At 61.4% G+C, this 20613-nt stretch carries 20 protein-coding genes; 14 read left to right on the top strand and 6 right to left on the bottom strand.

What is annotated here, in order from left to right; translation table 11 throughout:
- Positions 1-32 precede the first annotated feature (32 nt).
- Positions 33-1247: a phosphoserine phosphatase SerB gene (gene serB / locus C4J87_RS02560; RefSeq protein ID WP_124361009.1), complete on the top strand. Its 1215-nt coding sequence runs from the start codon at positions 33-35 to the stop codon at positions 1245-1247.
- 116 nt (positions 1248-1363) lie between these two features.
- Here serB and asd read toward each other — a convergent pair whose 3' ends face one another.
- Genes asd through C4J87_RS02575 form a run of 3 tightly spaced genes read right to left on the bottom strand, consistent with a single transcriptional unit; the run spans position 1364 to position 4649 of the window.
- Positions 1364-2224, bottom strand: coding sequence for an archaetidylserine decarboxylase (asd, locus tag C4J87_RS02565; RefSeq protein ID WP_124365614.1), 861 nt, complete (start codon positions 2222-2224; stop codon positions 1364-1366).
- Between the two features lie 16 nt (positions 2225-2240).
- Positions 2241-3056: a rhodanese-like domain-containing protein gene (locus tag C4J87_RS02570; protein WP_124365615.1), complete on the bottom strand. Its 816-nt coding sequence runs from the start codon at positions 3054-3056 to the stop codon at positions 2241-2243.
- Between the two features lie 57 nt (positions 3057-3113).
- Positions 3114-4649, bottom strand: a complete 1536-nt coding sequence (locus C4J87_RS02575) for an HDOD domain-containing protein (protein ID WP_124365616.1) — start codon at positions 4647-4649, stop codon at positions 3114-3116.
- A gap of 167 nt (positions 4650-4816) precedes the next feature.
- Here C4J87_RS02575 and motA point away from each other — a divergent pair, with 167 nt between their 5' ends.
- Together motA and motB are read left to right on the top strand one after the other, a co-directional pair.
- Entirely contained in the window at positions 4817-5668 is an 852-nt protein-coding gene (motA, locus tag C4J87_RS02580; RefSeq protein WP_124365617.1) for a flagellar motor stator protein MotA, read from the top strand.
- A 3-nt stretch (positions 5669-5671) separates the two neighbouring features.
- Positions 5672-6691, top strand: a complete 1020-nt coding sequence (gene motB / locus C4J87_RS02585; RefSeq protein WP_124365618.1) for a flagellar motor protein MotB — start codon at positions 5672-5674, stop codon at positions 6689-6691.
- Positions 6692-6751: 60 nt separating this feature from the next.
- On the opposite strand, the gene C4J87_RS02590 is transcribed toward motB, so the two are convergent.
- The gene (locus tag C4J87_RS02590; RefSeq protein ID WP_124365619.1) at positions 6752-7147 is read right to left on the bottom strand and encodes a type II toxin-antitoxin system PemK/MazF family toxin; all 396 of its coding nucleotides are present in this window, start codon (positions 7145-7147) and stop codon (positions 6752-6754) included.
- A gap of 286 nt (positions 7148-7433) precedes the next feature.
- The gene (gene rsgA / locus C4J87_RS02595; protein ID WP_005784215.1) at positions 7434-8465 is read right to left on the bottom strand and encodes a small ribosomal subunit biogenesis GTPase RsgA; all 1032 of its coding nucleotides are present in this window, start codon (positions 8463-8465) and stop codon (positions 7434-7436) included.
- A 108-nt stretch (positions 8466-8573) separates the two neighbouring features.
- Between rsgA and orn the strand changes: the two genes are divergently transcribed.
- Entirely contained in the window at positions 8574-9116 is a 543-nt protein-coding gene (orn, locus tag C4J87_RS02600; protein ID WP_010213620.1) for an oligoribonuclease, read from the top strand.
- Between the two features lie 178 nt (positions 9117-9294).
- A complete protein-coding gene (locus C4J87_RS02605) occupies positions 9295-9912 on the top strand; it encodes a trimeric intracellular cation channel family protein (protein ID WP_177412764.1) in 618 nt (205 codons plus the stop codon).
- Here C4J87_RS02605 and queG read toward each other — a convergent pair.
- Positions 9909-10973, bottom strand: coding sequence for a tRNA epoxyqueuosine(34) reductase QueG (gene queG / locus C4J87_RS02610; protein WP_124365620.1), 1065 nt, complete (start codon positions 10971-10973; stop codon positions 9909-9911). The two genes, C4J87_RS02605 and queG, sit on opposite strands and share 4 nt — an antisense overlap.
- A 63-nt stretch (positions 10974-11036) precedes the next feature.
- On the opposite strand from queG, the gene C4J87_RS02615 reads away from it, so the two are divergent.
- The 9 genes from C4J87_RS02615 to hflC all read left to right on the top strand — a co-directional run bounded on the left by C4J87_RS02615 (position 11037) and on the right by hflC (position 20482).
- Positions 11037-11897 carry an NAD(P)H-hydrate dehydratase gene (locus C4J87_RS02615; RefSeq protein ID WP_124365621.1) on the top strand — a complete coding sequence of 287 codons (861 nt, stop codon included), beginning with the start codon at positions 11037-11039 and terminating at the stop codon, positions 11895-11897.
- Positions 11885-12355 carry a tRNA (adenosine(37)-N6)-threonylcarbamoyltransferase complex ATPase subunit type 1 TsaE gene (tsaE, locus tag C4J87_RS02620; protein WP_124365622.1) on the top strand — a complete coding sequence of 157 codons (471 nt, stop codon included), beginning with the start codon at positions 11885-11887 and terminating at the stop codon, positions 12353-12355. The genes C4J87_RS02615 and tsaE overlap by 13 nt, the downstream gene beginning before the upstream one ends.
- Positions 12356-12370: 15 nt before the next feature.
- The gene (locus tag C4J87_RS02625) at positions 12371-13792 is read left to right on the top strand and encodes an N-acetylmuramoyl-L-alanine amidase (RefSeq protein ID WP_124365623.1); all 1422 of its coding nucleotides are present in this window, start codon (positions 12371-12373) and stop codon (positions 13790-13792) included.
- Complete coding sequence (gene mutL / locus C4J87_RS02630) at positions 13792-15705, top strand: DNA mismatch repair endonuclease MutL (protein WP_124365624.1); 1914 nt, start codon at positions 13792-13794, stop codon at positions 15703-15705. The genes C4J87_RS02625 and mutL overlap by 1 nt, the downstream gene beginning before the upstream one ends.
- A complete protein-coding gene (miaA, locus tag C4J87_RS02635) occupies positions 15705-16676 on the top strand; it encodes a tRNA (adenosine(37)-N6)-dimethylallyltransferase MiaA (RefSeq protein ID WP_124361022.1) in 972 nt (323 codons plus the stop codon). Before mutL ends, miaA begins: the two co-directional genes overlap by 1 nt.
- 93 nt (positions 16677-16769) lie before the next feature.
- Positions 16770-17030 carry an RNA chaperone Hfq gene (hfq, locus tag C4J87_RS02640; RefSeq protein WP_016976904.1) on the top strand — a complete coding sequence of 87 codons (261 nt, stop codon included), beginning with the start codon at positions 16770-16772 and terminating at the stop codon, positions 17028-17030.
- Between the two features lie 12 nt (positions 17031-17042).
- Positions 17043-18344 (top strand): ribosome rescue GTPase HflX, encoded by a 1302-nt coding sequence (gene hflX, locus C4J87_RS02645; protein ID WP_124361023.1) that lies wholly within the window; start codon positions 17043-17045, stop codon positions 18342-18344.
- A gap of 96 nt (positions 18345-18440) precedes the next feature.
- On the top strand, positions 18441-19616 hold the full coding sequence (hflK, locus tag C4J87_RS02650; protein WP_124365625.1) for an FtsH protease activity modulator HflK: 1176 nt from the start codon (positions 18441-18443) through the stop codon (positions 19614-19616).
- Positions 19616-20482, top strand: a complete 867-nt coding sequence (gene hflC, locus C4J87_RS02655; protein ID WP_003188064.1) for a protease modulator HflC — start codon at positions 19616-19618, stop codon at positions 20480-20482. Before hflK ends, hflC begins: the two co-directional genes overlap by 1 nt.
- Positions 20483-20613 lie beyond the last annotated feature (131 nt).

Below are 20613 nucleotides of genomic sequence, written 5' to 3' on the forward strand. Positions count from 1 at the left end.
AATGCGGTTTTTTTCCAGCCTGGGGGTGCGCTTTGCGCGAAATTGTCCTGATCAACATCACAGGTCTTGACCGACCGGGTCTCACCGCTGCCATTACCGGCGTTCTGGCCCAGGGTGGTGTGAACATTCTCGACATCGGCCAAGCGGTGATCCACGACACCCTGTCGTTCGGCATCCTGGTGGAAATCCCCAGCAACGAGCAGGCTTCGTCGGTACTCAAGGACATCCTGTTTACGGCCTACAAGCTGGATCAGCAGGTGCGTTTCACGCCGGTGTCAGAAGCCGATTACCAGCATTGGGTCGAAGGCCAGGGCAAAAAACGCCATATCGTGACCTTGCTCACCCGCAAGGTCACGGCCGAACAGTTGCAGCGCGTCAGCTCGATCACGGCGCACTACGGCTTGAACATCGACCATATCGACCGTCTGTCGGGTCGCATGCCTTTGGACACACCCGCAGACAAAGGCAAGGGCTGCATCGAGTTCTCCGTACGGGGCGAGCCGGCCGATGCGCAGGCGCTGCGCGCTGAATTCCTGAGCGTGGCCCAGGAGCTGAATGTCGACATCGCTTTCCAGGAGGACTCGCTGTTCCGACGCAACCGTCGCCTGGCGGTGTTCGACATGGACTCCACGCTAATCGAAGCCGAAGTCATCGACGAACTGGCCAAGGCCGCCGGTGTGGGTGAGCAAGTCTCGGCTATTACCGAGCGCGCGATGGCCGGCGAGCTGGATTTTCGCGCCAGCTTCAAGGAGCGCCTGGCGTTGCTCAAGGGCCTGGATGTGAGCGTGCTCGATTCAATCGGCGCGTCCCTGCGCCTGACCGAGGGCGCCGAAACCCTGTTCGCCGAACTCAAGCGCCTGGGCTACAAGACGGCCATCCTGTCTGGTGGCTTCACCTATTTCGCCAAGCAGCTGCAGGCCAAGCTGGGCATTGACTATGTATTCGCCAACGAGCTGGAAGTGGTGGATGGCAAAGTGACCGGCGTGGCGGTGGAGCCGATTGTCGATGCACAACGCAAGGCGGACCTGCTCAAGGAGCTGGCGCACAAGGAAGGCTTGCGTTTGGAGCAGACCATTGCGGTCGGCGACGGCGCGAACGACTTGCCGATGCTGGCGATTGCCGGGTTGGGTGTGGCGTTTCGTGCCAAGCCGTTGGTCAAGCAATCGGCCAAACAGGCGATTTCGACCTTGGGGTTGGATGGGGTGCTGTATCTGCTGGGCTTGCGCGATCGCGACGGTCAGCTCTAACTCGACAGATCATTCCCACGCTCCGCGTGGGAATGCCTTCTGTGATGCTCTGCGTCAGGCTTTGGGGGCGCAGAGCGCCCTGCGCTGCATTCCCACGCAGAGCGTGGGAATGATCATCAGGCTTTAGGTGAGCCGATACCCTGGCCCATCTGCACCGGCGTGCCCGCCGCCAGTTCCTGCGCCCACTGCACCTGGTCCGGCCCAAACAGCACGATCGCAGTAGAACCCAACTTGAAGCGACCCAACTCCGCACCTTTCTCCAGGTGAATCGGTGCGCGAGCAGCTTCGTCATAGCGGAAGGTTTTCAGCTCGCGCTTCGGTGGTGTTACCAGCCCGGCCCACACCGTCTCGATCGAGGCTACGATCATCGCGCCCACCAATACCACGGCCATCGGGCCGCGTTCGGTGTCGAACAGGCAGACAACCCGCTCGTTACGCGCAAACAGTTCCGGCACGTTCTCGGCGGTGGTCTGGTTCACCGAGAAAATCCGCCCCGGCACATAGACCATTTCGCGCAAGGTACCGGCCAGTGGCATATGTACGCGGTGATAGTCCTTGGGCGACAAGTAGATAGTGGCGAAGTCACCGCCCATGAACGGCGCAGCCAGCGCGGCGTCGCCGCCGAGCAATTCCAGCACGCTGAAACTGTGGCCCTTGGCCTGAAACACACGGCCATGCTCGATCGGGCCGAGCTGGCTGACCGCACCATCGGCCGGGCTCAGTACGGCGCCCGGAGTTTGGTCCAGTGGGCGCGCACCGTCTTTCAGTGCGCGGGTAAAGAAGGCGTTGAAATGCTCGTAGGCGGTCACGTCTTCAACCAGCGCCTGGGACATATCCACCTGGTAACGCTTGGCGAACCAGCGGGTGAAGGCGTTCTTGAACCAGCGCACGCGGCACTCGGCAATGCAGCCGGCCAAGCGCGACAGCAGGTGGTGCGGCAGCAAGTACTGACTGAGGATAAACAACTGCTTTTTCATTAAGTGTCCTTAAGCTTCAAATCTCGACGGGGGTGTCGGGGTGGTTGCCCCATTCGCCCCAGGAACCGGCATAACCTTTGACTCGCGGATAACCGAGCGCCTTGGCCACCAGGTAGGTGAAGCCAGAGCGGTGGTGGGTCTGGCAGTGGGTGATGATTTCTTTATCGCGGGTCAGCCCGAGGTCTTCGAGGATTTGCGGCATGTCGCGGCGGATACGCAGGCTGCGCGCCTTGTCCATGCCAGCGGTCCATTCGAAGTTCACCGCGCCAGGGATGTGCCCGGCTTTGGCCGCGAGCACTTTTTCGCCGGAATACTCCAGCGGGCCGCGTGCGTCCCAGATACCCAGGTCGGCTGCGCCGAGCCGGCTTTGCAGGTATTCGCGGGTGGCGGTGGGGCCGTCGTGCAGCGTAAGGCTGACCGGGCCACCGGCTGGCGCGGGCTCCTCGGTAGAAACCGGGTGTTTTTCCTCCAGCCACGCCAGAAGGCCGCCGTCGAGGTAGTGGTATTTCTGGTGGCCGATGACGTCGAGCATCCAGATAAAGCGCCCGGCCCAGCCGCCGCCCTCGTCGTCGTAGACCACATAGGTGGCGTCGGGGGTGTGGCCCAGCTCGCCGAACAGCTTTTCCAGGTCGGTCTTGTGCGGCAGCAGGCCTGGCGCGGGGGGCCGGCCCAATTGGGTGCGCTTGGGGTCAACGAAATGCGCGCCGGGGATATGCCCTTCGGCGTAGCGGGCGGCACTGGTGAGGTCCACCAGAATCAGGTGGTCGGCATCCAGGCGACCTTGCAGGTCGCTGGATTCGATCACCAGCGGCAAGCCAGAGAAGTCAGGCATGTGAGGTCTCCTGGGCACGAATATTGGCAATAAAGGAGGGCGATTGTAGCGCAAGCATCAGGCGCTGCGGTTGGTAAAGCTGTGCAGGGCCTTTTCGATGCATTGCGCGGTTTTACCAAAGGCTTGCACGGTGGTTTCCGAGAACGGCCCGCCACCCTGGTCCGCCACCATCAGCATCACCACGCGGCCATTGCAGCTCAGCGAGCGCAACAGCAGGTGCTCGCCGGTAAACAGGCGCCGCAGGATCGGTGGCAGCAGGGCGGAGAACTGCGCATGGTTGTCAGGGCTGAGACGCACCTGGGCGGACTTTTCCAGCAGGCGTTGCAGCAATGTACTGTTGACCACATCCAGGCTCAGGTTGGCAGCGTCCCTGGGCAAGCCATCGGCCTGATGCACGCGCAAGGTGCTCAAGGCACGATCCGCCATGAACAGCAATACGCGCTGCATGCCGCTGGCGACCAGGGCTTCCCTGGCGCAAGTGGTCAGGTGCATCGCGTTGGCAAAGCGGCTCGGCTCGACCAGCAGCTCCGTGCAGCGGCTGCGCCACACGGCCAGCGATTCGGCCGTCGGCGGCGGCGCGGGCAACAGGCCACGATGGACTTTTTGCACATGCCACGGCCAGATCAGCGACAGCGCCGGGTGCCAGAGGTCAGGCATCAGGGTGCTGCGGGCACTGGTTACCGCTTGCTGGTGCACCTGCTGTTGCACATCGCCCAGTGGTTCCTGCAGGTACAGCGCAGTGAGGTGTTGCCAGCGTTCAGTGTGTGGGCAGGCCCAGGACTCCTGCGCCGACATCGCCAGGCCGTTGGCCAGCAGTACGGTGTTGGCCGGCTGGTTCAGCCAGCGGCGCAGGTTGGGTTCGGCATCGAGTAATTGTTGGTGGCGCAGAGGGTCGTCTTCGCGGGCGATACGCAAGGCCTTGACCAGCAGGCGCCGCTCGCCCAGTAACAGATTGTAGCCCTGGGACACCCAGATCGGCAGGTGCCAGGCCGCAGTCAGGCCAAGGCACAGGTCCAGCAGGCGCACGCCGAACAATTGCTGCTCGACCTGGCGCGCCGACTCGCCTTTGTGGATCACCCGCAGTTCCCATTCTTCCAAGAGCTTGGGGTAGGCGACGGCCATCGGCCACAACGGTGACAGAAACAACAGGCTGCCCCAATGAATGTCCTGCCACAGACGCGCCAGGCGGTTGCCGAACAAGCCGTTGGCCTGTTGCGAGGCATGCTGGCTGATCAGCAGCAGCTGGCGCAGCGCTACGGGAATTTCAAGGGCCGGCACCGAAGGCAGGCGTGCCAGCAGTTCTTCGGCGCGCTTGAGACCGAGGCGGTTGAGCGCCACTTCGAGGTTTTCCGCCGGTTCCGCCAGGCTGCCGTGAGTGTGGCTGTTGGCCTCGCGCATCACGCTGAGCACCAGGGCCGGGCTGTCTTGCATCAGTTCGGCAATGTCCCTTAACGAGCTGCGGCTGTCGCGAATGGCTTTGCACACGCGCTCGTGGCTGGCCTGGGGAACGGGCAGCAGCACGTCGTCCAGGCACTTGATCCAGGCGGCGAGTGTGGCGGGTTTTGCAGTTGGGACTGTCGTTTCATTAGCCATGATTGGGGCGCGATCGTCACTTGTGTTCAACACGCCCTGAACGGGCTGAATTGGCTTTTCGCCTTAACGGGCTATAGTCTGGCGCAGTTTTGCCGATAAGTAGAACAAGAGTTTTTCAGCTGCACCCACTATGTCCATGAACCCGACGGCGCAAGTACAGATCCCCTATGGCTAAAATTATCGGCATCATTGTCGTCCTCGCAAGTGTGCTCGGTGGGTACGTCCTGTCCCACGGTAAAATTGCCGCGCTGATTCAGCCTTTCGAAGTGTTGATCATTGGCGGCGCCGCCTTTGGCGCCTTCCTGCAGGCCAACCCCGGCTACATGACCATGCATGTGATCAAGAAGTCGCTGGGCATGTTCAGCTCGCGCTTCTCGCACACGTTCTATCTGGAAGTGCTGGGGCTGGTCTACGAGATCCTCAACAAGAGCCGCCGCGAAGGCATGATGGCGATTGAAGGAGACATCGAAGACGCCGCCGCCAGCCCGATCTTCGCCAAGTACCCCGCCGTGCTCAAGGACGAGCGCATGACCGCGTATATCTGCGATTACCTGCGCATCATGTCCTCCGGCAACATGGCCCCCCATGAGCTCGAAGGCTTGTTCGACATGGAGCTGTTCAGCCTCAAGGAAGAGCTGGAGCATCCTTCCCACGCGGTGACTGGCATTGCCGACGGCATGCCCGGTTTCGGTATTGTTGCGGCGGTGCTGGGTATCGTGGTGACCATGGCTTCCCTGGGCGAGGGCGACCAGGCGGCCATCGGCATGCACGTCGGCGCGGCGTTGGTCGGTACCTTCTTCGGTATTCTCGCGGCCTACGGTTTCTTCGGCCCGCTTGCCACGTCGCTGGCCCACGATGCCAAGGAAGAGATCAACCTCTACGAAGCGATCAAGGCGTGCCTCGTGGCTTCGGCATCCGGCATGCCGCCGTCGCTGGCGGTAGAGTTCGGACGCAAAGTGCTGTACCCGAAACATCGCCCAAGTTTCGCCGAGCTGGAACAAGCGGTTCGCGGTCGCTAAGCCATGGAAAACAACCAGCCGATCATCATCAAGCGCGTCAAGCGCTTCGCAGCGGGGCACCATGGCGGCGCCTGGAAAATCGCCTTTGCCGACTTCGCGACGGCAATGATGGCGTTCTTCCTGGTGCTGTGGCTGATGTCCACCGCTACCCCTGAACAGAAGATTGCCATCGCGGGTTACTTCAAGGACCCGATTGGTTTTTCGGAAAGTGGCACGCCCTTCGTGATCGACCTGGGTGGCTCGCCGCAGTTGGCGCCGGAGCGCACCATCAACCCGGAAGTGCAGACCGAATCGCCCCAGGAAAAAATCCCGATCGAGCGCGATAAGGTCGAAACCATGGCCGAACAGGTCGAGAAAGAACGCCTCGAGCTGTTGTTGCAGGAGCTGCAGACCAAAGTTGAGGAAAACCCGCAACTGCTGAAGTTCAAGGATCAGATTTCCTTCGAGATCACTCCGGAAGGCTTGCGCATCCAGATCACCGACGCCGCCAACCGGCCGATGTTCGATTCCGGCAGCGCACGCTTGAAGCCGTACTTCGAAGATATCTTGCTGGCCATGGCCGACACCATCAAGGCGGTGCCGAACAAGATCAGTATCAGCGGCCACACCGATGCCAAGCCCTACGCGGGGCAGGGCGACTTCGGCAACTGGGAGCTCTCGGCCAACCGCGCCAACGCCGCCCGCCGTGCGCTGGTGGCTGGCAGCTACCCGGACCCGCAAGTGGCGCGGGTGGTGGGCTTTGCGTCATCGCAGCTGTTTGACCCCAAGGAGCCGTTCAACCCGATCAACCGTCGGATCGACATCGTCGTGCTGACCAAAAAGGCCCAGCGTGCGATCGAGGGCGATCAACCGCCACCGCCACAGCCGGCTCAGGGTGAAGGCGCCCCCGGTGAAGTACCGGCGGACCCGAATGCGCTCCCACCAGGGCAGGAGCCGCTGCCGGCCCATGAACTGCGCCAGAAGCTGAACCTGTTTGATGATGGTGGCGTGAAGGACCCGACGGCGCCTGCGCCTGCGCCGTAAGCGGTCTCTATAAGCCAGAAATGAAAACGCCCCGATCAGCCGGGGCGTTTTCATTTGCGGTCAGAGTGGCAGGTACGCTTTGACGCCACCGATTACGCCTCGCATATCATCCGCGCACAGGCGCGGTACGAAGTACTCTCGACCCTTGGAGCGGGTCTTTCTGTGCAGTTTGTCGAGGCGTTCGAAGCTGACGGTGTAAATCATGTCGCACTTTACCCACAGCTCTTTGTAACCGTCGGATTGAAGTGGGTTGGCGCGTAGCAGATGGTGCCAGTCGTGCCGGATATCTGGTGCAGTAGAGGAAATCGGCACCACGGTGCACAGTTTGCGATTGTGCGTAGAGGTTGGGGATATCACTACGACCTTACGGATCTTCAGCATCTCCGGAGCCACAAAGCCCCGCGTGAAGTCGCACAGCAGTACATCGCCCTGTTTGGGGTGATAGTAGAGAGCCAATTGTTAATACCCCACAAAAAGCAAAGCCGCCCGAAGGCGGCTTCATTCGACACGCAGCGGAGCTTGCTTCGCCCCTTCTGCGCCGCTGGATCAACTCCGAAAAGGATCCAGACTCCTGCCAGCTTTCGCTGGTGACGGAGCAATTATGGGCATCAGAAAATCCGAATACAAGCCAGCTTGTGTTTGTAAGCCACCGAGTTGGCCTGAATTCTTGATGCCTGCACCTATTAAATCAATGGATTATGAGGATCGGCGTCCTGATTTATATGTACCAAGAAGTTGACCATCAGTAACTGCTCTCAGGCAAACTCGCAATAATCGACCGATAGCTATTCATCCGTTGCTGCTGCACGCGGCCATCTTCCAGGGCCTTGAGCAATGCACAGCCCGGCTCGCGGTCGTGTTTGCAGTCGCGGAAGCGGCAGGTGCCGATCAGGTCGTTGAACTCGATGAAGCCTGCTTCCACGTCGCTGCGGCTGACATGACCGAGGCCGAATTCACGAATGCCTGGGGAGTCGATCAGCTCGCCGCCTCCGGGGAAGTGGAACAGCCGTGCGGTGGTGGTGGTGTGGGTGCCCTGACCGGACAGCTCCGACAGAGGGCCGACACGGGTGTCGACTTCCGGCAGCAGGCTGTTGACCAGCGACGATTTGCCCACGCCGGACTGGCCGACAAACACGCTGATACGCCCGTCCAACTGCTGTTGCAGCTGTTCCATGCCGTTGCCGTGGTGTGCCGAGACTTCCAGTACCGGATAACCCAGCGTGCGGTAGACCGCCAGTAATGCGTTAAGCGCCGGCGCGTTCTGCTCGTCGATCAAGTCAAATTTGTTCAGCAGCAACAGCGGACGGATACCGGCATGCTCGGCGGCGACCAGATAGCGGTCTATCAGGTTGGCGTGGGGCTCGGGCAGCGGCGCGAACACAATCACGATCATGTCGACGTTGGCCGCCACCGGCTTGAGCTGGCCGCGGCTGTCGGGGCGGCGCAGCTCGGTGCTGCGGGGCAACTGGGCGACGATCACGCCGATGCCCTGGTTGCCGGCACGCCAGACCACCTTGTCGCCGGTCACCAGCGCAGGCAGGTTGGCGCGCAAATGGCAGCGGGATACCGAGCCGGCGAGCTCGCCTTCCAGCGCCTCGACTTCGACCTGTACGCCGAAGTGCGCGATCACCAGGCCCGTTTGTTCGGGACCCAGGTCGCCGCCCTCAAGCGCTTCCACGGCGGAGGACTCTCGTTTGGCGGCGCGCGCTGCGCGTTCGCCTTGAATCTTTTCGATGCGCCAGTTTTGGCGACGATTGAGCTGGCGTTTGGCCATTGGTGTTCCGTGTCGATAATGCAAAAGTTGGGTGAAACGGTCGCGAGTCTAGCACGGCGCCGCCTGCTAAACTGCCCGGCTACGCCAAGGTGCCAAGAGAATCAAGCCATGCAAAACCCACAGAACCTGATTTGGATCGATCTGGAAATGACCGGTCTGAACCCCGACACCGACGTCATCATCGAGATGGCAACGATTGTCACCGACAGCAACCTCAACACCTTGGCCGAAGGTCCGGTGATCGCCATCCATCACAGCGATGCGGTGCTCGCCACCATGGACGAATGGAATACCCGCACCCACGGCAACTCCGGCCTGACCCAGCGAGTACGCGACAGCCGCATCAGCATGGCCGAAGCCGAAGCCGAAACCATCGCGTTCCTGGAAAAATGGGTGCCCAAGGGTAAATCGCCGATCTGCGGTAACAGTATCTGCCAGGACCGTCGCTTCCTTTATACGCATATGAAGGCGCTGGAGAGCTACTTCCATTATCGCAACCTGGACGTGTCCACCTTGAAAGAGCTGGCTGCACGCTGGGCGCCGGAGGTCAAAGACAGCTTCCATAAAGGCAGCACGCACCTGGCGCTGGATGATATTCGCGAGTCGATCGCCGAGTTGCAGCATTACCGCAAGCATTTCATCAAGGCTTGAAGACCTTCCGCCTTGGATCGTTCCCACGCTCCGCGTGGGAATGCAGCCCAGGACGCTCTGCGTCCCAATGTGGGAGGGGGCTTGCCCCCGATGGCAGGCGACTCGGTTTATCGCCAAGCGCCCCCTTTTGGTGCCATCAGCAAATGATTAGACTGCCGGCCTCTCTGCAAGGATCGCCATCATGCTGCTGATGCTCTACCTCATCGCCATCACCGCCGAAGCCATGACGGGCGCCTTGTCCGCCGGCCGGCGTGGTATGGACTGGTTTGGCGTGGTGCTGATCGCTTGCGTAACGGCGCTGGGTGGCGGTTCGGTGCGCGATATGTTGCTGGGGCATTACCCGCTGACCTGGGTCAAGCACCCTGAATACCTGGTGCTGACCTCCGTCGCCGCACTGGTGACTATCTTTATCGCACCGTTGATGCGCCATCTGCGCTCGCTGTTCCTGGCGCTGGATGCCGTGGGGTTGGTGGCGTTCACTTTGATCGGCTGCATGACCGCCCTGGAAATGGGGCACGGCATGCTGGTTGCGTCGGTCAGCGGGGTGATCACCGGCGTATTTGGCGGCATCCTGCGGGACATCTTCTGTAACGACATCCCGCTGATCTTCCGCCGTGAGCTGTACGCCAGCGTGTCGTTCCTCGCCGCCTGGTTTTACTTGCTGTGCCTGTATCTGGAATTGCCCAGCGAACAGGCGATCCTGCTGACCTTGTTCAGCGGCTTTCTACTGCGCCTGTTGGCGATCCGGTTTCACTGGGAAATGCCCAAGTTCGTCTACAACGACGACGTCCACTAGCGAGCGGCGTGCTGGTTCAGCGCCCATTCCACATGTTCACGCACCAGTTCCGACGGGTAGTCGCGCCGCGCCTTCAAGGCTTCCAGCACCGGAATGCTCGAGGGTGCGTTACCCAGGCCCACCGCCAGGTTGCGCAGCCAGCGCTCGTATCCGGCCCGGCGCAAGGGTGAGCCTTCGGTGCTGCTGAGGAATTTATCCTCGTCCCACATAAACAGTTCGGCCAGGGTCGCGTTATCCAGATTGTGCCGTGGCTTGAAATCGCTTTCGCCAGTGGGTCGGGCGAAACGATTCCACGGGCAAACGATCTGACAGTCATCGCAGCCAAATACCCGGTTGCCGATCAGTGGGCGCAGGTCCTCGGGAATGGCGCTCTTGAGCTCGATGGTCAGGTAGGAAATGCAGCGCCGGGCATCCAGCACGTAAGGGCCGACGAACGCGTTGGTGGGGCAGATGTCCAGGCACGCCGTGCAGCGGCCACAGTGCTCGGTGGTATGGGGTGGGTCGACCGGTAACGGCAAATCGACAAACAGTTCGCTCAGGAAGAAATAGCTGCCGGCCTTGCGATTGAGTACCAGGGTGTTCTTGCCGATCCAGCCGAGGCCGGCCTGTTCGGCGATGGCTTTTTCCAGTACGGGTGCGCTGTCGACAAAGGCTCGAAAGCCGAACGGCCCGATCTGCGCCTGGATACGGTCAGCCAGTTGCTGCACGCGCTTGCGGATCAGCTTGTGATAGTCGCGGCCCAGGGCGTAACGCGAGACATAGGCTTTTTCCGGCTCGGCCAGCAGTTGCGCCATTTGCGTGTCGCCGGGCAGGTAGTCCATGCGCAGTGACACCACGCGCAAGGTGCCGGGCACCAGTTCTTCGGGGTGGGAGCGTTTGCTGCCATGGGCGCCCATGTAGTCCATCTCGCCGTGGTAGCCCGCGTCGAGCCAGCGTTGCAGGTGCTGTTCATGCTCAGCCAGGTCGAGACCGCTGATGCCGACTTGTTGGAAACCCAGCTCGCGGCCCCAGTCTTTGATCGATTGGGCGAGGGCGGGCAGATCGGAGGTAATAGCGGGCATGAGACACGGGAAACCACAGGTTAGATGCGTATAATTCTGCCAGACATCGGAGCTTGAAGACGCATGCCTCAGACAAAACACGAAATAACCGACGTGCAGCCGCTGTTGCCCGGCCACTTGCCGCAACTGGCTGCGCGCTCACCGGACGCCCATAAAGGGCAGTTTGGCCATCTATTGGTGATTGGCGGCGACCGAGGCTTTGGCGGCGCCGCGCTGCTCAGTGCCGAGAGCGCGTTGCGCAGTGGCGCCGGCATGGTGTCCCTGGCGACCCGCGTGGAGCATGTTCCCGCCGCGCTGGCGCGCTTGCCGGAAGTGATGACCGTAGGCGTGAGTTCGGCCAATCAACTGATGGGCTTGCTGGAAAAAATCTCGGTCATTGTGATCGGCCCCGGTCTCGGTGACGCGTCCTGGGGTAAAAGCCTGCTGTCCGTCGCCGCCAACGCGCACCTGCCGCAAGTCTGGGACGCCGATGCCTTGAATCAATTGGCGACCGGCAGCGTCAGCCTGCCCGCCAATTGCGTGATCACCCCGCATCCAGGCGAAGCCGCACGGCTGCTGGGCATTTCGACAGCCGAGGTTCAGGCCGACCGCCTTAAGGTGGCGCGCGCGTTGAGCCGTAAATTCGACGCAGTGGCTATTCTCAAGGGTGCCGGCAGTTTGATTGCAAGCCCGGACGGGCGCGTTTCACGTTGTGACCAGGGCCATCCCGCCATGGCGACGGCAGGGCTCGGTGACGTATTGGCCGGCCTCGTGGGCGCATTGCTCGCCCAGGGCATGCCGGCGTATGAGGCCAGCTGCCTGGCCGTGTGGCTGCACGCAACGGCAGGGGATCGCCAGGGCACCTTCGGTCGCGGGCTGGCAGCGAGCGACCTGATACCTGCCATTCGTCAATTGCTGGAGCAGCAGTCGCCGTGCCTGAAGTAAATCTTTTCCTGGCCGATGAAGACGCGATGGTCGCGTTCGGTCACGCTATTGCACGGGTGACGGGCGGGGCGGGGCTGGTCTTTCTCGAAGGTGACCTGGGGGCGGGCAAGACTACGCTGTCCCGGGGCATCATTCGCGGGTTGGGCCATGCCGGTGCGGTAAAAAGCCCGACGTTCACCCTGGTCGAACCCTACGAGATCGGTGACGTGCGTGCCTTCCACTTCGACCTCTATCGCCTGGTCGACCCTGAAGAGCTGGAGTTCATGGGCATTCGTGATTACTTCGACGAAGACGCGCTGTGCCTGATCGAGTGGCCAGATAAAGGCACAGGCTTTTTGCCAAAGCCTGACATGACCATTACCATTACGCCGCACGAGCACGGACGTCAGCTGAAGTTGTTGCCCCAGAGCCCGCGCGGTGAAGCGTGGCGTGATGCTCTGGCATTGGAATTCAAATAATTGGTGGGGTTAGGTATGCGCTTTCGCGCGTTGGTTGCTGTCGTGGGGGTGTTGCTTGCGGCAATGACTGTCAATGCTGTGGCTGCTTCACAGGTCAAGAGTGTCCGCCTGTGGCGAGCGCCGGATAACACGCGACTGGTGTTCGACCTGTCGGGCCCGGTCCAGCACAGCGTCTTTACCCTCACGGCGCCTGATCGCCTGGTGATCGACATCAACGGTGCGACCCTGGCTGCACCGCTGAAAGTCTCCACCGCCAACACCCCGATTACGATGATGCGTTCGGCCCAGCGTACGCCGACCGATTTGCGCGTGGTCATCGACCTGAAAAAAGCGGTCACCCCCAAAAGCTTCTCCCTGGCGCCCAACGCCCAATATGGCAACCGCCTGGTGGTCGACCTGTTCGACAACCCCGCCGATGCCGCCCCGCCGCCTGCGCCGACGCCCAGCGTGGCGACGGTGCCGGCGGTGCCGGTCAACCCCTCGCAGCCGCAGGTCAAGCTGCCACCGCCGCCGCCCGCTCCGGCAGGCAAGCGCGACATTATCGTGGTGATCGATGCCGGCCACGGTGGCGAAGACCCCGGCGCGTCCGGCTCGCGCGGCCAGCATGAAAAAGACGTGGTGCTGGCGATCGCCCGCGAACTGCAACGCCAGGTCAACGGCATGAAAGGCTATCGCGCCGAACTGACCCGTACCGGTGACTATTTCATCCCGTTGCGCGGGCGTACCGAAATCGCCCGCAAGAAGGGCGCGGACCTGTTCGTATCGATCCACGCCGACGCCGCCCCATCCTCGGCGGCGTTCGGTGCGTCGGTGTTTGCCTTGTCCGATCGTGGCGCCACGTCCGAGACCGCCCGTTGGCTGGCCGACAGTGAAAACCGTTCCGACTTGATCGGCGGGGCCGGCAACGTCTCCCTCGATGACAAAGACAAAATGCTCGCCGGCGTACTGCTCGACTTGTCGATGACCGCCTCGCTGACGTCCAGCCTGAACGTCGGCCAGAAAGTCCTGAGTAACATTGGCCGGGTCACCTCGCTGCACAAGCAGCGCGTGGAGCAGGCCGGGTTCATGGTGTTGAAGTCGCCGGATATCCCGTCGATCCTGGTCGAAACCGGCTTCATTTCCAACGCCAACGAGGCCTCGAAGCTGGCCAGTGCCAGCCACCAGCAAGCGTTGGCGCGCTCGATCAGCGCCGGCGTGCGCCAGTTCTTCCAACAGAACCCGCCACCGGGCACTTACATCGCCTGGTTGCGTGACTCCGGCAAAATCGCCCAGGGCCCGCGTGACCACCGCGTGCAGCCTGGCGACACCGTGGCGATGCTGGCCGTACGTTTCCAGGTCACCCCCGCCGCCTTGCGCAGCGCTAACAACCTGAAAACCGACGAGTTGAGAATTGGCCAGATGTTGACCATCCCCGGCACTGAATTGGCGGCGCAGTAATGAGCGAATCTGTGTTGAATAGTGGCTCGCGCATTGAATTGCTCAGCCCGCGCCTGGCTAACCAGATCGCCGCAGGTGAGGTGGTCGAGCGCCCGGCGTCGGTGATCAAGGAACTGCTGGAAAACAGTATCGATTCCGGCGCCAAGCGCATCGACGTAGATGTGGAGCAGGGCGGCGTCAAGCTGCTGCGGGTGCGTGACGATGGCAGCGGCATCTCTTCGGATGACCTGCCGCTGGCCCTGGCCCGTCACGCCACCAGCAAGATTCGCGACCTGGAAGACCTTGAAAGAGTGATGAGCCTGGGCTTTCGCGGTGAGGCCCTGGCCTCCATCAGCTCCGTGGCCCGCTTGACCCTGACTTCCCGTACGCGCGGCGCCGAACAGGCCTGGCAAGTAGAGACCGAAGGCCGCGACATGGCGCCGCGGGTCCAGCCGGCAGCCCATCCGGTGGGCACCTCGGTGGAAGTGCGCGACCTGTTCTTCAACACCCCGGCGCGGCGCAAATTCCTCAAGGCCGAGAAAACCGAATTCGACCACCTGCAGGAAGTGATCAAGCGCCTGGCCCTGGCGCGCTTCGATGTGGCGTTCCATCTGCGCCACAACGGCAAGACCATCCTCAGCCTGCACGAAGCCAATGATGACGCCGCGCGCGCTCGGCGAGTGGCGGCCGTGTGCGGTGCCGGGTTCCTGGAGCAGGCGCTGCCGATTGAAATCGAACGCAATGGCTTGCGCCTATGGGGCTGGGTCGGTTTGCCGACCTTCTCCCGCAGCCAAGCCGATTTGCAGTATTTCTTCGTCAACGGCCGTGCGGTGCGCGACAAACTGGTGGCCCATGCGGTTCGCCAGGCGTACCGCGACGTATTGTTCAACGGTCGGCATCCGACGTTTGTGCTGTTTTTCGAGGTCGACCCCTCGGTGGTCGACGTCAATGTGCACCCGACCAAGCACGAGGTGAGATTCCGCGACGGGCGCATGGTGCATGACTTCCTCTACGGGACCCTGCATCGCGCCCTGGGCGATGTGCGCCCGGATGACCAGTTGTCCGCGCCAATCGTAACGGCGGTGGTCCGCCCGAGCGGCCCTGAGGCCGGCGAGTTCGGTCCCCAGGGCGAAATGAGCCTCGCCGGTAACCTGTTGCAATCATCGCAGCCGCAGCCGAGTTACACGGCACCCAACTCGGGCGCCGGCGCGGGTTATCAATATCAATACACCCCACGGCCGCAATCGACCGTGCCGGTGGCTGAGGCCCAGGCGGCTTACCGTGAATTCTTCGCGCCGTTGCCGGGTGCCGAGCCGGGCACGGTTGCCTTGCCCGAGGGCGGCGGTGATATTCCGCCGCTGGGCTACGCGCTGGCGCAACTCAAGGGCATCTACATCCTTGCGGAAAATGCCCACGGCCTGGTGCTGGTAGACATGCACGCCGCCCACGAGCGGATCATGTACGAGCGCCTGAAGATCGCCATGGCCAGTGAAGGGCTCAGTGGTCAGCCACTGCTGGTGCCGGAATCCCTGGCAGTCAGCCAGCGGGAAGCCGATTGTGCCGAGGAACACCACGGCGTGTTCCAGAAGCTGGGCTTTGAACTGCAACGCCTGGGCCCGGAGACCCTGGCGATCCGCCAGATTCCCGCGCTGCTCAAGCAGGCTGAGGCCAATCGCCTGGTGTCCGACGTACTGGCGGACCTGATGGAATACGGCACCAGCGACCGTATCCAGGCGCATATCAACGAACTGCTCGGCACCATGGCCTGCCACGGTGCCATCCGCGCCAACCGCCGACTGGCCCTGCCGGAAATGAACGGCCTGCTGCGCGACATGGAAAACACCGAGCGCAGTGGCCAATGCAACCATGGCCGACCGACCTGGACCCAGATGGGCCTGGATGATCTGGACAAACTGTTCCTGCGCGGTCGCTGATGAGTGCCTTGCCCCCCGCGATCTTCCTGATGGGCCCGACGGCCGCGGGCAAGACCGACCTGGCCATCGAGCTGACCAAGGTCTTGCCGTGCGAGCTGATCAGCGTCGACTCTGCCCTGGTTTACCGGGACATGGACATCGGCACGGCCAAGCCTTCGAAAGAGCTGTTAGCCCGGCATCCGCATCGGTTGATCGACATTATCGACCCGTCCGAAAGCTATTCGGCCGCAGATTTCCGTACCGACGCCCTGGCCGCCATGGCTGAAATCACCGCGCGGGGCAACATCCCGCTGCTGGTCGGCGGCACGATGCTGTATTACAAGGCTCTGCAGGAGGGCCTGGCGGACATGCCGCCCGCTGACGCCCAGGTGCGCGCCGAGCTTGAAGATCAAGCCGCGCGCCTCGGCTGGCAGGCCCTGCACGACCAGCTGGCGGCGGTAGACCCGGTGTCTGCGGCGCGCATCCACCCCAACGACCCCCAGCGGCTTACCCGTGCGCTGGAAGTCTGGCGCGTCAGCGGCCAGACCATGACTGAACACAGGCTGAAACAAACTGCGCAAAGTGCTGATGCAGACGCATCTGGTCAGTCACAATTGCCCTATACTGTGGCGAATCTGGCCATCGCTCCGGCAAATCGCCAGGTGCTGCATGAACGAATTGCACAAAGATTCACAATTATGTTGGAACAGGGGTTTGTGGAGGAGGTCGTAGCACTGCGTTCCCGAGGTGATCTGCATCCAGGATTGCCTTCGATACGTGCTGTAGGCTACCGCCAAGTCTGGGATCATCTGGATGGCAAGCTGACGTCAGCCGAAATGCAGGAGCGCGGCATCATTGCCACGCGCCAATTGGCGAAGCGCCAGTTCACCTGGCTGCGCAGCTGGAGCGATTTGCACTGGCTGGACAGCCTGGACAGCGACAATCTGTCACGCGCCTTGAAATACTTGGGAACGGTCTCCATATTGAGCTGAGTCCTTGCAATTGCCGTCTATCCTTGGGGGTGTGACGGCCATGAGCTATTTATTTTCCGATTTTTATTATTGATCCTTAAAGGAGTGCGGCACATGTCAAAAGGGCATTCGCTACAAGACCCTTACTTGAATACTTTACGTAAAGAGAAAGTGGGGGTTTCCATCTATCTGGTCAACGGTATCAAGTTGCAAGGTACGATCGAGTCGTTCGACCAGTTCGTGATCCTGCTGAAAAACACCGTCAGCCAGATGGTTTACAAACACGCTATCTCTACAGTCGTCCCTGTTCGTCCGATCCGTCTGCCTAGCGCAGCAGGTGATGAAGCAGCTGACGCTGAGCCAGGTAACGCCTGATAGGAGTCTCCTTTGTTCTTTGAGCGCCACGGTGGTGGTGAGCGAGTAATCCTCGTTCACTTGGATGGACAGGACCCTGAGGCGCGCGAAGATCCGCAGGAGTTTCAGGAGTTGGCAAATTCGGCCGGCGCCGAGACCGTTGCGTTTTTTAACGTGCCGCGTCATCGGCCAACCGCCAAATACCTGATCGGCAGCGGCAAGGTCGAGGAATTGCGCGACCTGGTCCACGCTGAAGAAGCCGATCTGGTGATCTTCAATCACACCCTCACGCCCAGTCAGGAACGTAACCTCGAACGTGTCTTCGAGTGTCGCGTGATCGACCGCACCGGTCTGATTCTCGATATTTTCGCCCAACGCGCGCGTACCCATGAAGGCAAACTGCAGGTCGAACTGGCCCAGCTTGACCACATGAGCACCCGCCTGGTGCGCGGTTGGACTCACCTTGAGCGCCAGGGCGGCGGCATCGGCATGCGTGGCCCGGGTGAAACCCAGCTGGAAACCGACCGACGCCTGTTGCGGGTTCGCCTGCGCCAGATCAAGGGCCGCCTGGAAAAAGTGCGCAGCCAGCGCGAGCAATCGCGTCGAGGCCGTTCGCGTGCGGATATCCCTACCGTGTCACTGGTGGGGTACACCAACGCCGGCAAATCCACACTCTTCAACAACGTGACGAAATCGGACGTGTACGCGGCAGACCAACTGTTCGCCACGCTCGACCCGACCCTGCGCCGCCTGGATATCGGCGACCTGGGGCCGATCGTCCTGGCCGATACCGTGGGTTTCATCCGGCACTTGCCGCACAAGCTGGTCGAGGCATTTCGGTCTACGCTCGAAGAGTCGAGCAATTCCGACCTGCTGTTGCACGTAATCGATGCGGCTGAACCGGATCGCATGCTGCAGATCGAGCAGGTGATGGTAGTGCTGGGCGAGATTGGTGCACAGGACTTGCCGATCCTCGAGGTCTATAACAAACTCGATTTGCTTGAAGGCGTCGAGCCACAAATTCAGCGCGACGAGAACGGCAAGCCTCAGCGGGTCTGGCTGTCGGCGCGTGATGGCAGTGGCCTGGAGCTGCTGGAACAAGCCATTGCCGAGTTGCTCGGCAGCGATTTGTTCGTGGGCACCTTGCGCTTGCCGCAGCGTTTTGCTCGACTGCGTGCACAGTTTTTCGAGCTGGGCGCGGTACAGAAAGAAGAACACGACGAAGAAGGTGTCAGCTTGCTGGACGTTCGATTGCCGCGCTCGGAGCTCAATCGACTGGTCAGTCGCGAGGGTGTTGTACCGGCAGAGTTCATCGAGCAACACACTTTGCAATAAAAGCCTGAGAAAGCGGTTGTGCCGCGGTGGCAGGCATTCTGTAGCATTGGTCGGCGCGCCGTGGGTGCGTCTTTGCTTTATCAGATGGAGAGCGCTATGGCTTGGAATGAGCCGGGTGGCAACTCGAATAATCAGGATCCTTGGGGTGGTAAGCGCCGCAATAATGGCGACCGCAAGGGGCCACCGGATCTCGACGAGGCCTTCCGAAAGCTGCAGGAAAGCCTGAATGGGTTGTTCGGTGGTGGAAAAAAACGCGGTAGTGACGAGGGTGGTCGCACGAGCAAGGGCGGTGGCTATGGCCTGCTGGGCCTGGGCCTTGTCGTGCTTGCGGCCGTCTGGCTGTACAGCGCGGTCTATGTAGTGGACGAGCAGGAGCAAGCCGTGGTGCTGCGCTTCGGCAAGTACTACGAGACTGTCGGGCCAGGCCTGAACATCTATTTCCCGCCGATCGACAAGAAGTACATGGAGAACGTCACGCGTGAGCGTGCCTACACCAAGCAGGGCCAGATGCTGACCGAAGACGAGAACATCGTCGAAGTGCCGCTGACCGTGCAGTACAAGATCACCAACCTGCAGGACTTCGTGCTGAACGTCGACCAGCCGGAAATCAGCCTGCAACACGCAACCGAAAGTGCCTTGCGCCATGTGGTGGGTTCCACCGCCATGGACCAGGTGCTGACCGAAGGGCGTGAATTGATGGCCAGCGAAATCAAGGAGCGCCTGCAACGGTTCCTCGATACCTATCGCACCGGTATCACGGTCACCCAGGTCAACGTACAGAGCGCTGCCGCACCGCGTGAAGTGCAGGAAGCCTTTGACGACGTGATCCGTGCCCGTGAAGACGAGCAGCGTTCGCGCAACCAGGCAGAAACCTACGCCAATGGCGTGGTGCCGGAAGCCCGTGGTCAAGCCCAGCGCATCCTCGAAGATGCCAACGGTTATCGCGACGAAGTGGTCTCCCGTGCCAAGGGTGAGGCAGACCGCTTTACCAAACTGGTTGCCGAGTACCGCAAGGCACCTGAGGTGACCCGTGAGCGTCTGTACCTGGACACCATGCAGGAAGTCTTCAGCAATACCAGCAAGGTTCTCGTGACCGGCAGCAAGGGTGGGCAGAACAACCTGCTGTACCTGCCGCTGGACAAGATGATCGAAGGTGGTCGTAGCGGCGCCAGCGCGCCGTCCACCGGTTCGAATGCCGCTGCCAACGAAGCGAGCGCCCGTGCGGCCGCTGACTTGCTGCAACAGCAAACACGTACCAGGGAGAGCCGTTGATGAGCAATAAATCGCTGACCGCCCTGATTGTGGGCGTCGTCGTGGTCATCGCTGCCTGGAACTGCTTCTACATCGTGGCTCAGACCGAGCGTGCGGTGCTGCTGCAATTCGGTCGCGTGGTCCAGGCGGATGTCCAGCCGGGCCTGCATGTGAAAGTCCCCTACGTCAACCAGGTGCGCAAGTTCGACGCCCGCCTGATGACCCTGGATGCACCGACACAGCGCTTCCTGACCCTGGAAAAGAAAGCCGTGATGGTTGACGCCTACGCCAAGTGGCGCGTCAAGGACGCCGAGCGCTTCTACACCGCGACTTCCGGCCTCAAGCAGATTGCCGACGAGCGTTTGTCGCGCCGTCTGGAATCGGGCCTGCGCGACCAGTTTGGTAAGCGCACCCTGCATGAGGTGGTATCCGGTGAACGTGATGCGCTGATGGCTGACATCACTCGTTCGCTGAACACCATGGCGGAGAAAGAGCTGGGTATCGAAGTGGTCGATGTGCGCGTCAAGGCCATTGACCTGCCCAAGGAAGTGAACCGCAGCGTGTTCGAGCGCATGAGCACTGAGCGTGAGCGTGAGGCCCGTGAGCACCGCGCCAAGGGTAACGAGCTGGCCGAAGGTATCCGTGCGGATGCCGATCGTCAGCGCCGTGTACTGCTGGCAGAAGCCTATCGCGAGTCTGAAGAGGCCCGTGGTGATGGTGATGCTCAAGCCGCAGCGATCTACGCCAAGGCTTACGGCCAGGACCAGGAGTTCTACGCGTTCTACCGTAGCCTGCGTGCCTACCGTGAAAGCTTCGCGAACAAGACCGACGTGCTGGTGCTGGACCCAAGCAGCGACTTCTTCCGCTACCTGGAAAAGTCCAAGTAACAGGCCTGTCTCTTTGTAGGAACCACTCCGTCGGGCGGCTAAAATGCCTGGCGGGGTGATCCTTTCAGAAAACGGGTGTATGATGCGGCAGCCGGGAAATTCCCGGCTTTTTTGCGTCTGCATGTTCGATT

The organism is Pseudomonas sp. R1-43-08 (assembly GCF_003852255.1).
Classification (GTDB): domain Bacteria; phylum Pseudomonadota; class Gammaproteobacteria; order Pseudomonadales; family Pseudomonadaceae; genus Aquipseudomonas.

Bases quoted from the DNA above. Each gene is read 5' to 3' on its own strand.
- asd (WP_124365614.1), bottom strand. From the start codon at position 2,224: ATGAAAAAGCAGTTGTTTATCCTCAGTCAGTACTTGCTGCCGCACCAC.
- C4J87_RS02570 (WP_124365615.1), bottom strand. From the start codon at position 3,056: ATGCCTGACTTCTCTGGCTTGCCGCTGGTGATCGAATCCAGCGACCTG.
- C4J87_RS02575 (WP_124365616.1), bottom strand. From the start codon at position 4,649: ATGGCTAATGAAACGACAGTCCCAACTGCAAAACCCGCCACACTCGCC.
- motA (WP_124365617.1), top strand. From the start codon at position 4,817: ATGGCTAAAATTATCGGCATCATTGTCGTCCTCGCAAGTGTGCTCGGT.
- motB (WP_124365618.1), top strand. From the start codon at position 5,672: ATGGAAAACAACCAGCCGATCATCATCAAGCGCGTCAAGCGCTTCGCA.
- rsgA (WP_005784215.1), bottom strand. From the start codon at position 8,465: ATGGCCAAACGCCAGCTCAATCGTCGCCAAAACTGGCGCATCGAAAAG.
- orn (WP_010213620.1), top strand. From the start codon at position 8,574: ATGCAAAACCCACAGAACCTGATTTGGATCGATCTGGAAATGACCGGT.
- queG (WP_124365620.1), bottom strand. From the start codon at position 10,973: ATGCCCGCTATTACCTCCGATCTGCCCGCCCTCGCCCAATCGATCAAA.
- C4J87_RS02615 (WP_124365621.1), top strand. From the start codon at position 11,037: ATGCCTCAGACAAAACACGAAATAACCGACGTGCAGCCGCTGTTGCCC.
- C4J87_RS02625 (WP_124365623.1), top strand. From the start codon at position 12,371: ATGCGCTTTCGCGCGTTGGTTGCTGTCGTGGGGGTGTTGCTTGCGGCA.
- mutL (WP_124365624.1), top strand. From the start codon at position 13,792: ATGAGCGAATCTGTGTTGAATAGTGGCTCGCGCATTGAATTGCTCAGC.
- miaA (WP_124361022.1), top strand. From the start codon at position 15,705: ATGAGTGCCTTGCCCCCCGCGATCTTCCTGATGGGCCCGACGGCCGCG.
- hfq (WP_016976904.1), top strand. From the start codon at position 16,770: ATGTCAAAAGGGCATTCGCTACAAGACCCTTACTTGAATACTTTACGT.
- hflK (WP_124365625.1), top strand. From the start codon at position 18,441: ATGGCTTGGAATGAGCCGGGTGGCAACTCGAATAATCAGGATCCTTGG.
- hflC (WP_003188064.1), top strand. From the start codon at position 19,616: ATGAGCAATAAATCGCTGACCGCCCTGATTGTGGGCGTCGTCGTGGTC.